The organism is Marinomonas posidonica IVIA-Po-181 (assembly GCF_000214215.1).
GTDB classification, from domain to species: Bacteria; Pseudomonadota; Gammaproteobacteria; order Pseudomonadales; family Marinomonadaceae; genus Marinomonas; species Marinomonas posidonica.
On the sequence record NC_015559.1, the window covers coordinates 1,679,077 to 1,694,252 of the forward strand.

General features: G+C 46.4%; 13 protein-coding genes. 5 read left to right on the forward strand and 8 right to left on the reverse strand.

What is annotated here, in order from left to right; genetic code table 11:
- Positions 1–67: 67 nt before the first annotated feature.
- The gene (locus tag MAR181_RS07940; RefSeq protein WP_013796077.1) at positions 68–283 is read right to left on the reverse strand and encodes a hypothetical protein; all 216 of its coding nucleotides are present in this window, start codon (positions 281–283) and stop codon (positions 68–70) included.
- A gap of 389 nt (positions 284–672) precedes the next feature.
- On the opposite strand from MAR181_RS07940, the gene MAR181_RS07945 reads away from it, so the two are divergent.
- On the forward strand, positions 673–1,227 hold the full coding sequence (locus MAR181_RS07945; RefSeq protein ID WP_013796078.1) for a YaeQ family protein: 555 nt from the start codon (positions 673–675) through the stop codon (positions 1,225–1,227).
- A gap of 15 nt (positions 1,228–1,242) precedes the next feature.
- Here the strand turns inward: MAR181_RS07945 and MAR181_RS07950 are convergent, their stop codons facing one another.
- Entirely contained in the window at positions 1,243–1,989 is a 747-nt protein-coding gene (locus MAR181_RS07950; RefSeq protein ID WP_013796079.1) for a dienelactone hydrolase family protein, read from the reverse strand.
- A gap of 123 nt (positions 1,990–2,112) precedes the next feature.
- On the opposite strand from MAR181_RS07950, the gene MAR181_RS07955 reads away from it, so the two are divergent.
- On the forward strand, positions 2,113–3,234 hold the full coding sequence (locus MAR181_RS07955; protein ID WP_013796080.1) for a tRNA-queuosine alpha-mannosyltransferase domain-containing protein: 1,122 nt from the start codon (positions 2,113–2,115) through the stop codon (positions 3,232–3,234).
- A gap of 106 nt (positions 3,235–3,340) precedes the next feature.
- On the opposite strand, the gene MAR181_RS07960 is transcribed toward MAR181_RS07955, so the two are convergent.
- The 4 genes from MAR181_RS07960 to MAR181_RS07975 all read right to left on the reverse strand — a co-directional run bounded on the left by MAR181_RS07960 (position 3,341) and on the right by MAR181_RS07975 (position 7,656).
- A complete protein-coding gene (locus tag MAR181_RS07960; RefSeq protein ID WP_013796081.1) occupies positions 3,341–3,874 on the reverse strand; it encodes a glutathione peroxidase in 534 nt (177 codons plus the stop codon).
- 94 nt (positions 3,875–3,968) lie between these two features.
- Positions 3,969–4,613, reverse strand: a complete 645-nt coding sequence (locus MAR181_RS07965) for an ATP-binding cassette domain-containing protein (protein ID WP_013796082.1) — start codon at positions 4,611–4,613, stop codon at positions 3,969–3,971.
- Positions 4,606–6,366, reverse strand: a complete 1,761-nt coding sequence (locus tag MAR181_RS07970; protein ID WP_013796083.1) for an ABC transporter permease — start codon at positions 6,364–6,366, stop codon at positions 4,606–4,608. Before MAR181_RS07970 ends, MAR181_RS07965 begins: the two co-directional genes overlap by 8 nt.
- Positions 6,367–6,456: 90 nt before the next feature.
- On the reverse strand, positions 6,457–7,656 hold the full coding sequence (locus MAR181_RS07975; protein ID WP_013796084.1) for an ABC transporter substrate-binding protein: 1,200 nt from the start codon (positions 7,654–7,656) through the stop codon (positions 6,457–6,459).
- Between the two features lie 196 nt (positions 7,657–7,852).
- Here MAR181_RS07975 and MAR181_RS07980 point away from each other — a divergent pair, with 196 nt between their 5' ends.
- The 3 genes from MAR181_RS07980 to MAR181_RS07990 are packed head-to-tail and all read left to right on the forward strand — an operon-like array spanning position 7,853 to position 12,280.
- On the forward strand, positions 7,853–8,995 hold the full coding sequence (locus tag MAR181_RS07980; RefSeq protein ID WP_013796085.1) for a succinylglutamate desuccinylase/aspartoacylase family protein: 1,143 nt from the start codon (positions 7,853–7,855) through the stop codon (positions 8,993–8,995).
- Positions 8,996–9,005: 10 nt separating this feature from the next.
- Entirely contained in the window at positions 9,006–11,306 is a 2,301-nt protein-coding gene (locus MAR181_RS07985) for an ATP-dependent helicase (RefSeq protein ID WP_013796086.1), read from the forward strand.
- A 20-nt stretch (positions 11,307–11,326) separates the two neighbouring features.
- Positions 11,327–12,280, forward strand: coding sequence for an isopenicillin N synthase family dioxygenase (locus tag MAR181_RS07990; RefSeq protein ID WP_013796087.1), 954 nt, complete (start codon positions 11,327–11,329; stop codon positions 12,278–12,280).
- A gap of 47 nt (positions 12,281–12,327) precedes the next feature.
- Here MAR181_RS07990 and MAR181_RS07995 read toward each other — a convergent pair whose 3' ends face one another.
- Positions 12,328–13,113: a class II glutamine amidotransferase gene (locus MAR181_RS07995; protein WP_013796088.1), complete on the reverse strand. Its 786-nt coding sequence runs from the start codon at positions 13,111–13,113 to the stop codon at positions 12,328–12,330.
- Between the two features lie 89 nt (positions 13,114–13,202).
- Positions 13,203–14,870 carry a methyl-accepting chemotaxis protein gene (locus tag MAR181_RS08000; protein ID WP_013796089.1) on the reverse strand — a complete coding sequence of 556 codons (1,668 nt, stop codon included), beginning with the start codon at positions 14,868–14,870 and terminating at the stop codon, positions 13,203–13,205.
- Positions 14,871–15,176 lie beyond the last annotated feature (306 nt).

Sequence of the window (15,176 nt, forward strand, 5' to 3'; positions counted from 1 at the left end):
AGGCGTTTTCGGCCGTCATGGCTTGATGTTTACCGTCGCATCAGGTCATTCTGATGCGACGGTCTTATTAGCTGTCGCTCGGTTGTTCTCCCGGCGGTATGATGTTTTTCTGATGCAATTCATTTTCATCATGGCTTGCTCCGCTAATGGGGCGAATGTGGCCATTATCGCGATAGAAGCCAATGTCTTTTAAGTAATGGTCATCTAGATGACGGAATACTTGGTTCGTGCGACGAGCTTCGAAATAGTCTTTAGCGGCGTTAAATAAAGCGATGATACTCATAAGTGTTCTCCAAAATAATAAAATTTAAGGCGGAACTTACGAGGTTTTAGAAGGGGTGACCGCGTAAATTCCGCGGTCAATGAGGTAAAATTACACAGGCATTGAACGCGTACAGATTGAGATTGATCGAACTTGTTTATTGCAAGTTGCCATAGAAGAAGTTCGGTGATTATTCAGAATGAATGTGGTCATCTTGCTTCTCCTTTTATCTGTTGGTCCATTTAGGTAATTTTGCTCTTTGAGCTCGTTTATTGAGCCTCATTATTTGTCTTATGTCAAACAATTATATTGAAATAACGCATTTTATCTTTGCACGATAAAAGGTGTGACGAACTTTTTTGCTGTACAATACATCGCAATTTTCCCCTGTTCATATTTGAGAAGTAATTATGGCGACTAAAGCAACGGTATATAAAGCCTCGGTACAAGTGTCTGATATGGATAGACATCACTATCAAGGGTATGACTTAACTTTGGCATTGCATCCGTCGGAGACCGAAGAGCGCATGATGGTTCGTCTCGCTGCCTTTGCTTTGTTGGCCGATGAAAAAGAGGGCGATGAGCAATTAAGTTTTACCAAGGGCATCAGCACAGAAGAAGAGCCAGACCTTTGGCAGAAGAATTTTTCCGATGAAATTTTACTTTGGGTCGAATTAGGGCAACCAGATGAAAAACGTTTACGCAAAGCCTGCGGTCGCGCTCAGCAGGTTGTTGTCGTGAATTACAATGACAAATCAGACATTTGGTGGGAACAAAACCGAGGTAAGAATAGTCGTTTTCATAACTTACGGGTACTGCAATTTCCAGAACATCAAGTCCTAGAACTGGCCAAAATATGTGCTCGTTCGATGCAGTTGAATGTGACCATCCAAGATGGTGAAATGTGGGTCTCTGGTGAGCTGGGGGAATGTGCCTTAACACCAAGTTGGCGCGGCGAGCAATAAGCTCGCCTTATCTCGTTAAACGGCTTTGTTAAGGGTGCGTTGAAATAACGCGACGGCTTTTGCGTAATATTCTAGGGCCAACGCAGGATCGTATCTATCTCCCTCATCTCGCATAAAAGCATGTTGGCCATTGACCTCATACCAGCTAAACAATCGATCTGTTTCGACCAGTTGTTGATAGATTTTCTGGCGTCCTTCTGTGGGCACATGAGGATCTTGTTTACCCCAAACCATCACCAGTTCCGCTTGAATTTCCTTAGTACGAGTAAAAGAATCGTTTCCTGCTTGGCAAGGTAAGGTGTTGGAATGAATGTCGGTTGCGTATAGGCAAAAAGCCGCTTGGATGCGAGGGTTTAATGCGGCTCGATACGCCAGATGCCCCCCTAAACACACCCCCATGCTACCAAATTGGCCAGTACAATAGTCTTGTTGTTCAAAGTAGGTGAGCATGGCGACTGTGTCTGAATCATAGGATTCCAGAGGCTTAGTGAATTTGTCATTGTTGCCTTTGTCTTTGCCTTCGTCATCATAACCCAGCACAGTACCGATTGGGTTCAGTTCATGGAACACTTCCGGCACGATGATGACAAAGCCATGGCCAGCCATGATGGCCGCTGAACGCGCGATCGGGGCAGTTTGTTGAAAAATTTCAGAATAAAAAAAGACACAAGGAAAGCGACCTTCCGCTTGAGGGCGATAGACGGTGCAACGCATTGTACCGGTTGGCGTGGTAATATCTTGGTCGTGACGCTGAATGATCATGTTGGTCCTTAGAGGCGTTGTTGCTTTCTTACATGATAAGCGACCAGCCTTCATTGGGCTAGACTCAAAGCGCGCAGTCTTGTTGCGCTTCTTCTGTTAACAAAGAGAGTAAATGGTTGGGTTGTGCGAATATTAATCATCAGTGCGTATGAAGCAAGCAGTCATAAAGTGTGGGCAAAGGCGTTAATGAATGGCCTAGATCAGCATGATTGGTGTTACATGTCTTTGCCTGCTCGCCACTTTGCTTGGCGTATTCGTGGTAATGCCATGAGTTTTGCGTTTGACCCCAAGTTTAAGGACACATTGCAAAAGCCTTATGACTTGGTGATAGCAACCTCAATGACGGATTGCGTTGGGCTGAAAGCTTTTTGCCCTGATTTGCAAAATATTCCTTGGATTCTCTATTTTCATGAAAATCAATTTGCTTATCCTGCGAGTGACAACCAGCAAGGTTTGATCGAGATGCAGATGGTAACCTTATACAGCGCTTTGGCGGCGGATCTGTGCGTGTTCAATAGTGCGTTTAATCAAAGGTCTTTTTTTCAAGGAGCGAAGGCACTGCTGAAGAAACTGCCAGATTACGTGTCACCAGATTGGTTGGCGAATACACAAGCTAACTCACAGGTGATTCCCGTTCCAATTGAATGGCCGCTTGAGTGTTTGATTGAAAAGCCGTTTAGCACAGAAGGGCAAGCGGATTCTCTAATGGGGGCTAGCAGGCTCAAAATAGCTTGGTCAGCGCGCTGGGAATTTGATAAAGGCCCAGATCGCTTATTCGCCATTTTACAAGCATTGGAAGCCACGGGTTTGGACTATGAAATGGCCATCATGGGAGAACAATTTCGGTCTGTGCCAGAGGTGTTTACGAACATTCAGCGTCAGTTTTCACATCGTATTACTCAATTTGGTTACGCCGAAAGCCGAGAGCAATATTTTGCCATATTAGCCTCATCAGATCTCTTTCTTTCAACTGCTTTACATGAGTTTCAAGGGCTGTCTGTCTTAGAAGCGGTGGCGGTAGGTTGTGTTCCCATTTTGCCTAATCGCCAAGTGTATCCTGAATTATTTGGCGAGGAGTGCTTGTATCAAAGTCATCTCGATGACCTGACAAAAGAGGCCAGCAGTGCCGCCGATTTAATTCAGTCTTTTGCTCAACATCGCATAAAGCCGCCCTCAGTAACGGATTTTCGTCTAGAAAATGTGCTGGCGCGTTATCAAGCATTGATTCGATTATTTGAAAAATAATGTCTATACATTGATCTTATAGAAGTTGTTTTCTACCACTCTTCCATTCATGAAATATCGCCATGTCAATGGCCTCAACTGTGGCCCTTTTAGTCGAATATAAGGTCTATAAATCCGCTTCGATGGCGCTTACCAATGTTTCATTATCTGGCGTGGTATCCGGTGCAAAACGCGTTATGTCGCCATTTTTTCTGATGAGGAATTTTTCAAAATTCCACACCACTTCTGGAGCAGCAGTAGGCTCAATGTCATATTGCTTAAGCATGTTTTCCATTCCTTCACGGTGTGGTGTGACAGGGACGGCCTTGATTAAATCTTGGTATAAGGGGTGCTTGTCTTCGCCTGTGACGACAAGTTTGCTGAACATAGGGAAGGTGACATCGTAGGTAAGACTGCAAAATTGCTGAATTTCTTCATTGGAACCGGGCTCTTGACCTGCGAAGTCATTGGCGGGGAAGCCTAAAATTTCAAAGCCTTGTTCGTGATACTTTTTATAAAGTGCTTCTAAGCCTTCGTATTGAGGGGTTAGACCGCATTTTGAAGCCACATTGACCAGCAAGAGTGTTTTGCCCTGGTAACGGGATAGATCGACTGGCTCGCCTTGAATATTGTTGACGGTATGATTTAGCACTGCGCTCATTCTGTTCTCCTTCGGATGGATCTAGGGTGAATCTTGTGTTTATTAGCTTATCTCACTATCGCATCGCTATGACGGCCTTAATGCGTAAACAATGTTACTTTTCCATTTTGAGGGGTTCTAGGTCCAAACATTGTCCTTGCATGGCTTTGGCATCTTCCGAATCATGTGTGACCAACAGGGCCGGAATATCTGACTGGCGAATTTGCTCTAGCACAAAGGCTCTGACATCGCGGCGCAAGGCTGGGTCGAGTTTGCTAAAGGGTTCATCCAAAAGCAGATAGGCAGGTTCGGCTAATAAGGTCCGAAGTAAGGCGACACGAGCTTGCTGTCCGCCAGACAGTTCTGATGGCAAGGCGTTGGCTTTGTCTGGAATGCCGAGCTTTTCTAATGCTTGTTGTGCCTTTCGTTGACGGGTTTTGCTCGGCATAGATTCCGGTATGGCGAAGAGTAAATTCTCAATGATGCTCATGTGAGGGAACAGCAGTGGCATTTGTTGCAACAGTCCCACCTTGCGTTTGTTGGTTGGTAAATCCTGAAGGGGCTGCTTGCCCAAATACACTTGACCACTGGCGTTAAGAGAGGTGTTCAAGGTGCCGCTTAAAAAGTGCAACAGGCTGGATTTTCCTATGCCACTGGGTCCCATGATCGACAAGACTTCCCCTGGTAGGATTCGAAAACTTAGATCCCGAATCAGAGGTTGCTGACCTAGGGTTAATGAAAACTGATTTACGCTAAGCACGAGTCATCCTTATAAAGAGAGATTTAAACGCCAGCCGCCATCTTGTCCAGCGCGGTGGTACCACCAACGCCAGCCAAAATACGAAAATAGGAAAGAGGGTTTGCAACAACGCCATGCTGCCCACTTGTTTTCTGTCACCGGATGCAGCCCGTGTTACGGCTTCGGTGGTTAAGGTGCTGTAACGTCCTTCACCAGCAATCAAAGTGGGAAGGTATTGCGCCACACTGACCGAAAAACCAATCGCAAAGGCCGTGAACAAGGCCGGTTTAAGCATGGCCAGTTTAACCGTCAGGTAATTACGCCAAACATTGGGCTTGAGTCGGTTGGCTTGTTCTAGATAGGCTTGATGGTAAGCCAGATACGGGTTTTTTAAGGTGAGGTAGACGTAAGGTAACACGTATAAAAAGTGCAGCATCATCACGGCGATGAGATCACCGTTTAGGTTTAGGTGGATTAACAGCACATGCAGGCCAAATAAAAAGCCAATTTGCGGCAATAAAATCGGCACATAGATGAGCCAGTCAAAGGCATGCGATGGAGGGTTTGACGCTTGCAGTGAAAGTCGCTGTGAAGAGTGCTGCTGTGATGAGCCATGACTAACGCGTTTGATTTCTAACATGATAAGGCTAATCACACTGGCCAGTAATGTACTTACCAGTGCAATGGCCAATGTGTTGTTGGTCAATTCCATTAATAACGGCGCAGCACGCTCTAAATTATCCAATGTCCATGTGGTGGGGAACACATCGGGAAAGCGCCAGCGTTTGGTCAGAGACCAGATGGGCAATATGACCAGAGCCAGCAGACCAATCAGCAAACTGAAGCACGCCAACATGGCGCCAAGGGACAGCAGCTGATCGGATAAACCTCGTCGTTTGCCGTTGCTTCGCTCCGCACGAGTCAGTGTTGCTAAGAGTCGATGACTTAATTCCCAGCCGGCCAGCACGAATACAATCACCAGCATTAAGCTGATGGCGCCCGCGCTGGCGTTAAATCGCATCGTTAAATCTGGGTCGTTAAACCAGCGAAACAAGGTCACGGCTAAGGTAGAAGGGGTGTTTGGCCCAATGATCAAAGCCAAATCCACCACCGTCAGGCTAAAGCTAATGACGATAAATAGGGGTAAACGGATCAAGGGGTAAAGCTGCGGGATCAACACCTTACGCCAAGCGGTAAAACGACCATAGCCTAACGATTGACAAGCTTGCAGGCTGTCGCGGGCTTGAATGCTTTTCATGCTGGCTAACATGACGAAGAGCAAGTAGGGCATTTCCTTGATGACCAAGGCGAAAATGAGCGAGAGTCCATAAGGGTCTTGCACACTGATCCAATTTGGTGGTCGTTCAAAATCGGTCAGCCATGGGCTGAATAAGCGTACTAACCAGCCAGATGGGCTTAGCAGAAATACCAAGCCGATTGCTATGGCGGCATGAGGAATGGCCAAAATAGGCGCAAGAAGGTTTTCAATGGGGCGAAAAAACGGTTTTTCATAGCCCCAAGCCAATAGCGCCAATGCCAGCCAAAGAGCCATAACAGGGGCCAGAATGCCGCTGATCAGGGTGAGTTTTAAGCTGGCGAAAAACTCTGTGTTGGTGAACAGGTTTTGCCACGGGGTGAAAGAAAATTCGGTTTCCCCAAGCGGTGGAAAATAGTGAAAGGCAGGCAGTAAGGTACCAACCAATCCCGCCAAAATGGGCAAAAGTAATAAAGCGCAAATCAGCCCAGTGGTCATTTGGCGGTATTTGGTTGGCATAAAGCAGTCAAATTCCAGAGAAAATTGAAAAAAGGCGTGTTTATGAAACTGAATGTCTCAACAAGCCAATTCGTTTACAAACGAGCGAGGTTAATTCGCATAACGTTTGCGCCATTCGGTTTCGAGCGCGCTCACCCAGCTACTGTGTGGTTCTGGTAGGGTTTGCCCAAGCTCTTCGATAGATAGGGTGGCGATGCCGCGAGGCAAAGCATCAAATTTTTGTTGGTCCGCTGCACTGAGTTTGTCATACGATAAGACACTTAGATCGCCCCAGACAGTTGGCGTTTGTTTGCGGATCTGAGCTTCTGGCGACAGTAAGAAATTGGCCACAACTTGCGCTCCAGCGGTGGCGCTACTGTTATAAGGAATGGCTAAAAAATGAGTGTTGCCTATGGTGCCACCTTGGAATACATAAGAGCGAACCGTATCGGGCAAGTTGCCTTGGTCAATTTGCACCGATGCGGCGGAAATATCAAAACTCAATGCAATGTCGATTTCTTGGTCGTCGAGCAAACGCATCATTTCCTCAGCGCCAGAAGGGAAGTTTTGGCCGCTGCGCCAAGCCACTGAGTGCAGTTGGTCTAAGTAGGCCCAAAGTGGCGCGGTGACTTTGTTGACGTCCACTTTGTCGACGGGTTGTGACAAGGCTTTACGGTGAGGGGATAATTCGTAAAGCGCTTGCTTCAAAAAAGTAGAACCTAAGAACTGTGGGGGTTCAGGGTAGGTAATTCGCCCTGGATTTGCCTGTGCGTAAGCCAATAGCTGAGTCATGGATTTGGGCGGCGCTGACAGTGTGGCAGTGTCGTACATGAAAATGACTTGTGCCATGCCCCAAGGGGATTCCATGCCGTCTACCTGAGTGCCAAAATCCTGAGTCAAACTTTGACGGGCATCTTCATCGACATAGTTTTGGTAGTTTGGTAAGGCTTGGCTAAAGGGCCCAAACAAGAGTTGATTGTCTTTCATCGCGCGAAAGTTCTCGCCATTCAGCCAGATAAGGTCGATAGAGCCTTGCTTGTCTTGCCCCGCCGCTTTTTCGGCTAATACACGATTTACGGCATCAGCAGTATCGGTTAACTTCACCTGTTTTAAGGTGACTTGATATTTGTCTTCAATGCGCTCCGCAGCCCATTGGATGTACTGGTTGATGTTGTCTGCGCCACCCCAAGCGTTGAAATAGACGGTTTGACCTTGAGCGGCTTGTAAGGTGTCTTGCCAATCGGCTTTGGTGATGGGGGAAGTGAATAATAAAGCGCTGCTGATGGAGGCGGCTAGGATGGATTTGATCACTCTTTGCTCCTAATTTTATGGTCAATGTAGCATGTTTCACTTGTTAATAGCGTTTAGACGTAACCAATGAGCCATTTATTACACTGATTTCATTATAGTATTTGGTTTTTATTAACACGGCGATTTAGCGTACCATGGGCAAGTTTATTTTTGAGCCCATATTTTCATTTTAGCGCTCAGTCCAGTTCGAGGTTGTATGTCTTACCAAATCTATTCTCACGTCTTACCCAGCGCATCTCCTGGTACCCAGCGAGTGTTAAAAGCACATCATTTTGGGGAGGCGGGCGCTCGTCCTAAAGTGTATCTTCAAGCGGGTCTTCACGCGGATGAATGGCCTGGTTTTTTAGTGTTGAATAAGCTGATTGCTTTACTGAAGAAGGCCGAACAGGCGGACTTGATTAAAGGTGAGGTGATTATCGTGCCTGTGGCGAATCCCATTGGCTTGGCGCAGAATTTTCACGGTTATATTCCAGGGCGTTTTGCTTTTTCCGATGGTGGTGGCAATTTTAATCGTAACTGGCCGAATCTAGGGGGAAAAGTGGAGAAGCGCATTAAGGGCGATGTGGCTTCTGAAACAGACGTCAATGTATCTGTGGTGCGTCGGGCGATTCGTGAAGAGTTAGCGCTATTGCCTGAAATGACGGAGTTGCAAGGAATGAAAAAGACCTTGTTGGCTTTGTCGATGGATGCGGACGAAGTGATTGATCTGCATTGTTCTGGTGAAGCCTGTATGCATGCTTATGTGCCGCAAGAATTTGAAGACCATTTTAAGCCTTTGTTAGGGCTTTTAAACGCGACTGTGGGTCTGTCTGAATTGGAAACCGGTGCGGCTTCGTTTGATGAAACCAATGTCAGTGTTTGGCGCTCGTTGAAAGCCCACTATGCGCATTTAATTCCCTGGGGTTGTCGCTCTTTGACTGTGGAATTGCGAGGTGAAAATGACATTAGTCACGAGTTTGCGGAGCAAGATGCGCAGGCTTTGTATGATTACCTAATATATCGAGACATAGTGCAAGGTGTTGTTGCTGAACCCGATGTGTCGGCTGTTAACTATTACCCATTGGATGCCATGGATTTGGTCAAAGCCCCTTGTGCTGGGATTGTCTGTTATCACAAAGCCATTGGCGAACCTGTGGAAGCGGGTGAAGTGATCGGTGACGTGGTGAACTTGCTGGATGACGATGTGGATGGGTCGCATTACCCATTAGTGTCTCGTGCGAACGGCGTGTTTTTTGCCCGAGTGCAGCGCCGTTTGGTGATGTGTGGTGAATCGATTGCGAAAATTGCTGGCAAAGAACACTTAGCTTACCGTGAAATCGGTCATTTATTTGAAGACTAGGCCCGTTATTTTGACCGATTCCATTCTTTCCGCTCCCGCTCTTTCTTTAACGCCTGAGCAATTGGCCGTTGTCCATCATGATTTGCAACAGCCTGCTAAGGTCATTGCGGTGGCTGGCGCGGGTAAAACCACGACACTCATATCGCGTATTGAGTATTTATTATCGCAAGGCATAGACGCGTCGCAAATTGGCGTGTTTATGTTTAATAAGAGTGCTCAAGAAGAATTTTCTCAACGCTTGGCTCAACGCCTTCTGCCACAAGGGATTCGCTCCCCCAGTGTGATGACCTTTCACGCCTTTGGTATGCGTTTTTGTCGCCGTTTAGAGCAACAGGCTTGGTTGGAGCCGGCAAAGTTGCTAACCGATGATTTTAGCTTAATTAAGTTGTTGCGAGAGGCGATGTCGCGCTTATTAAAGCGCGGCGAAAAAATTACCCTTCAGGACGAGAAAGAGTGGCTGGAAGATGTGCTGCTGTTTATTGATCAAGTCAAGGCATCGAACTTGTCGGCTAGCGATGTGTTTGAACAACTGGGTTGGTCGAAGGAACGGCGCTTTTTTGTCGCTCTGTTTGAGGAATTGGAAGGGCTGCGTCAGCGCCAGACTATACGTTTTTTTGCCGATTTATTGAGTGATCCCTATCAATTGGTGAGGGATTTATCCGAGCCAGATTTACAGCGTGTGCGCGCCTTGGTGCCGAACTTTCAATATCTGTTGATTGACGAGTTTCAAGATATTAACCCTTGTCAGTATGAATTGTTAAAACGACTTTACCCAATGCCTTGTCAGTGGATGATTGTTGGCGATGTACAGCAATGCATTTATGAATGGCGTGGTGCCAGCCCTGATATTATGGCCCGTCAATTTGATGCGGAATTTACCGAAGTAAAGACTTTTCCTTTGAGCAGCAGCTTTCGCTTTGGTCATGCCATCGGGCTGATGGCATCTAGTGTGATCAGTGAGAACGATCCAGAGGCTTTAGTGGTGGGGCTGGGTGAGCGGACGCGGGTGTCTTTCGCGAAATCGCCGAAGACAGGTAAAGCCTTGTTAGGGGAATTAAAAGCCTGGGTCGAAGAGGGTAAAGCCTTAACCGACTGCGCTGTCTTGGTGCGTTTGTACAGTGATATGGTGCCAGTGCAATTGGCTTTGATGCACAAAGCCGTGCCGTATCAGTTGCATGGTGATTCGCCCTTATTAGAGAACCGTCAAATTCGCATGTTGATGGCGTATCTGGCCGTCATGGCGGGGGGCTTGGAAACACCGAATCATTTTTTTCATCCAGACGATGTCGAATACCTGTTGACCGTGCCCAGTTTAGGCGGCGCGGTGGCGCAACGACGACTGCTTATTCAGCAAGCGAAACAGTCGCCGCATTTACTGCCGCAGATAGTTGAGAATATGGCTGATGCGAGTGAGGGTTGGCGTGCGAAAAAATTGTATGAAAGAGCGGATTGGTTGCGCAGTTTGAGTGCATATCGCAAGGATCCTGCACAAGGTTTGGTGCATACGCTGGAAAAATTGGGAATTTATCGTTATTTCGAGAGTACCAGTAGCAAAGACATACAAGCGCAGGAAAAAATCGCCACCTGCGAGGCATTCATTGCGTATGTACGTGGTGTGGGCGGCGATGCGGCGAGCATTTTACAACAACTTGCCAGCCTCAATGAACATCAGTCGGATGTGGCACAAGGTGTGCATCTGATGACGATCCATAAATCCAAAGGCTTGGAGTTTGGGCAAGTACTTTTGTGTGGGTTGCAGGAAGGTCGATTTCCCTATTATGAGGAAGACTTGAGTGCGATCGACAAGCAAGCAGCGAACGAATTGGCTGCTGAGCGGCGTTTATTCTATGTGGCCATGACACGAGCACGTCAGAAACTGGTACTATTGGAAACGCCAAGTGCGGAAGAGAACAAACAAATGAAGCTGGGGAGCATTCCCCGAGCCGGTTTAAAATCTTTGTCATTATCCCGCTTTATTTTTGAGGCTCAGCCTCATGCGGTTAGCCAGATTTGCGATGCCTGGTATCAGGCGCGTAATGGCGATGTAATTGACACAGAAAAAGGCTCTGTTTTTCAGCGCTACTTGGCGTTTGTTCAGCCTTCACCTGAAGTCACTTTCCGTCATAAAATGGTAGAGAAAGGGCAGCTTAAGCCGGGGGACAAGGTGCGCCATGATCAGTTTGGTCAAGGGGTGATTGTCCGACAAGAAGAGGACGATAGGCAGATGATTATTGTTGATTTTGGCGAAGCAGGGTTGAAGCGTTTTAACCCAAAACATACGAAATTAGTGAAGCTTTCTTCACGGACTTAATCCGTAACAGGAGACGTTAAATGTCCATTCCACTCATAGATTTAGCCAAATTAACCCATGAAAGCGACTCAGTGCGTTTACCTGAGGTAAAGGCGTTGGATACAGCTTGTCGAGAAATCGGCTTTTTCTATCTTACCAATACGGGCGTACCCGCTTCATTGCTGAAGGCGTTGATGCGTGAGGCAAAACACTTTTTTAACCAGCCTCAAGAGGTTAAAAATGCCATTGATATCAAAAACAGTCCTAATCACCGAGGTTATGGCAATATTGGCGAAGAACAGCTCGATGAAGTGACGCATGCGGACTGGAAAGAAACCTTTGATATGGCATTGGATTTTCCGGCGGATCATCCATTGGTTGCCAAATACCCGACCATGTATGGACCAAATCAAAACCCGAGTGATCCTGCGACCTTGGAAGTCCTGCAAGAGTATTATGTAGAGACCTTCCAAGTTGCACAAAAATTGCTGACCGCCATGGCCCAAGCCTTGTCTTTACAGGATGATTTTTTTACTCGTTGTTTTACCGATCATGTCACTGTGATGCGGATGATTCATTATCCGCCACGCCCTGAAGCGGCTCATGATAATGGTGCTGGCGCGCACACGGATTATGGTTGTGTGACCTTGTTGCTACAAGATCAAACCGGTGGCTTGCAGGTGAAAAATCGTCAAGGTGAGTGGGTGGATGCCACGCCAATAGAGAATGCTCTTGTGGTGAACATCGGTGATTTAATGCAGCACTGGACAAACGACGAATATGTGTCAACGGCTCACCGTGTACGCGCTTCTTTACCGGATGTACATCGTTATTCTTTCCCATTTTTTGTTGAGCCAGACTATGAGACGGAAGTGAGTTGTGTGCCAAGCTGTCAGTCTGACGCTAAGCCAGCTAAATATGACAAAGTTCTAGCGGGTGATTGGATTCAATCCCGATTTGATGCCACTTATGCTTATCGTGAAGACAAGCATTAAGAGGCGACGTTAAAAAGGATTGAATGTCAGAAATGAAATTGAGCGCGTTAAGCGCTCAATTTCATTAGGTCGGGTAGAGCTTGAATCTGATATTGATTGCCTTTGATTTTAGCAAGATGCCCTGCCGGTACTAATGTCCAGCCTTGATTGGAGAGCTCTAACGGTTCTGAACCAATGACGATATGAGTATCAAATGCTTTGCAATAAAGGCTGGGCGCTTGCTCGTCACTGGAAAAACGCACAGCGATCATTTCATCACCGTTAGACACCACAGACGTAAATCTCAAGGGTTCTTGAATGTCTTTCTGTTTCATTAGATCGAGAATTTGTGCCAGGGTATCGGCAATGGCTTGTTCCGGATCTTGCTCCAAACCATTGGCAATCATCAATAAGAAAATCACTTCAGAGTCAGTCGCACCTTGGCGTTCGCCATAGAGAGATTCAGGAATCAGTCGATCCAATTGATAGCGAATGGATTCATAACCACCAACTTGTCCATTGTGCATAAACAGCCAGTTTTTATAGCTGAATGGATGGCAGTTAGAGCGGCTGGTGGCGGTGCCTGTCGAGGCGCGGACATGGGCGAAAAAGAGGCCACTCTTGATGTGCCTTGCTAGGCTTTTTAAATTGCTGTCGCTCCATGCGGGTAAAATTTCATGGTACAAACCTGGTTCACTGCGTTCGTCGTACCATCCAAGCCCAAACCCATCTGCATTGACAGTGACTTCAGATTTTTTCGCACTCAAACTTTGATGAACGAGTGAATGCTCTTGTTCAAATAACAATGACTCAAGGTATACCACGTCACCCTGATAGGCCATCCAACGACACATTTTGTTCTCCTGACTACAAGAAGCATAAAATTAGAGAAAGATAAAAGGGAAACCAAGGGTTTCCCTTTGCTTTGTCGGTATCTTAATGATTAGACATTAAAGTAACTGATTTTGTTCGATAGTTGTTTCGCTAAATCGGCCAGTTGCCCAGCCGATTGACTGATTGCATGAATTGAGTTGGTGGTCTTTTCCGTAATGCTGGTGATGTTCGATACATTTCGGTTTACTTCTGCGGTGACAGAGGCTTGTTCCTCTGCGGTGGCTGAAATACGGTCGTTCATTTCTCGAATCTTAGACACCGACTGATTGATGTTTAACAGTGATTCTTCTTCGTGTTTCACTTGCTCTACTGCGTCCGTCGAGCGTTGATGGCTAGACGTCATCGCTGCAACGGCTGATGAGGTACCTGATTGCAGTAGGGTGATCATTTTTTCAATCTGTTGCGTCGCATCCTGAGTGTTTTGCGCAAGATGACGAACTTCGTCGGCTACCACCGCAAAGCCTCGACCTTGTTCACCCGCTCGTGCCGCTTCAATTGCCGCGTTTAAAGCAAGCAGGTTGGTTTGTTCAGCAATGCCTAAAATGACGTTTAGAATGTTGCTGATTTCATTGGTGTTAACTTGTAATTCGTTAATGGTCTTGGAAGAATCGGCGATTTCTTCGGCCAACTCTTGAATGCTGTGGATGGTTTTGGTGACAATATCCGCCCCTTCATTGGCTGCCGTTTCGGCAGTATGAGCGGCATTACTGGCATCCGTCGTGGATTCTGACACGTGCACTGCTGTCGCCTGAATCTCTTGCACTGCTTGTGAAATAAGATGTGTTTCTTCTTGCTGGCGGTCCACCATAGTGGAGGATTCGTCGGTAATGCGATTCAGGTCATTTGCGGCATTGGTCAACATGTCGCTGGAGTGAGCCACATCATGAAGAATGCTGCTAAGTTGGACAACCAATTTGTCCATGGCGCCTTCTAGCATACCGATCTCATCTTTACGCTTGCTGTTGACTGGTTCTTGCGATAAGTCCCCTGATGCGATGCCTTCCGCACGACGGACGGCTTTAATAAGAGGGCGACAAATACCATTGACGATCAACAAGCTGATGGTGATACCGATAATGATTAATAACGCCGCCACGCCGCCGCTTGCATAAATGGCTTGGTCTAATTTGCTGTTTTGATTGTTTGCCACTTGATGGTTGTACTCGTTGATGGCGCTGATGATGGTTTCCATCTGAGTATTAACACTTTCTAGGCTCGCGTCAGCAACCCGTCGAGCTTTATTGGCTTGTAGGGTTTTAAGTTTGATCCACCAACCATAGGTCTCGGTACTGGCTTTCAAGAAGGTCGCCTGTTGCACTTCTAATAGGTCAATCTGTTCTAATAGGTTGGTTAGGCCATCATTTTCTGGCATTTCGTTCAGAATGCCTTTTACGCTGTCGATGCTGGTCAGTAGCTCATCTGTATAAGCTTTGAATTTTTCTTCTGATTCGGCGATCAGTTCAGTACCGTAGCCGCCCATGGATTTGGCGATCGATACTTGGAAATAACCTCGTTCAAATTCGACTGATTGTTGCAGTAAAAGTTGGCGGCTTTTTTCCAAATGCTTAACCAGTTGCAGGCTTTGTGATGAGAGGCTTTGCAATTCGGAAGAAACGGATTTACTGGACAGAGCCGAGCTAATACTCAAGCCAATAATGACTATAGAGAAGAGAGCAATAAGTGAAAATATTTTGGTGCGTACGGACAAATTTAGCATAGTTGCTCCTGAGTTGTCTTTGTCTTGAGTTGAGCAATCCTTATGCCAGTTACAGTTACATCTAGATACAAATACTGTTTAACTTTCAATGTGCTTCATACTCCTTTTTGGAGACTATGGAGGGGGAAGCCTTTTACTTAAAGGCTTTTTTATAATTGGTCGTTATTATTGCGTGTAGAGTTGCGATAGGCAAGACTTGTAAGAGTGTGTAAACAAAAAGAATTTGAAAAGGTTTGAACTTAGGAAGATGGCTTTAAAAAAAGGATGACTGAAAAGTGGGCATGAAGTGGTTCAGATGTGTTTCCA

What these genes read in the sequence shown, in the direction of transcription:
- MAR181_RS07940 (WP_013796077.1), bottom strand. Translation starts at nt 283, where the DNA reads ATGAGTATCATCGCTTTATTTAACGCCGCTAAAGACTATTTCGAAGCT.
- MAR181_RS07995 (WP_013796088.1), bottom strand. Translation starts at nt 13,113, where the DNA reads ATGTGTCGTTGGATGGCCTATCAGGGTGACGTGGTATACCTTGAGTCA.
- MAR181_RS07990 (WP_013796087.1), top strand. Translation starts at nt 11,327, where the DNA reads ATGTCCATTCCACTCATAGATTTAGCCAAATTAACCCATGAAAGCGAC.
- MAR181_RS07960 (WP_013796081.1), bottom strand. Translation starts at nt 3,874, where the DNA reads ATGAGCGCAGTGCTAAATCATACCGTCAACAATATTCAAGGCGAGCCA.
- MAR181_RS07980 (WP_013796085.1), top strand. Translation starts at nt 7,853, where the DNA reads ATGTCTTACCAAATCTATTCTCACGTCTTACCCAGCGCATCTCCTGGT.
- MAR181_RS07970 (WP_013796083.1), bottom strand. Translation starts at nt 6,366, where the DNA reads ATGCCAACCAAATACCGCCAAATGACCACTGGGCTGATTTGCGCTTTA.
- MAR181_RS08000 (WP_013796089.1), bottom strand. Translation starts at nt 14,870, where the DNA reads ATGCTAAATTTGTCCGTACGCACCAAAATATTTTCACTTATTGCTCTC.
- MAR181_RS07945 (WP_013796078.1), top strand. Translation starts at nt 673, where the DNA reads ATGGCGACTAAAGCAACGGTATATAAAGCCTCGGTACAAGTGTCTGAT.
- MAR181_RS07950 (WP_013796079.1), bottom strand. Translation starts at nt 1,989, where the DNA reads ATGATCATTCAGCGTCACGACCAAGATATTACCACGCCAACCGGTACA.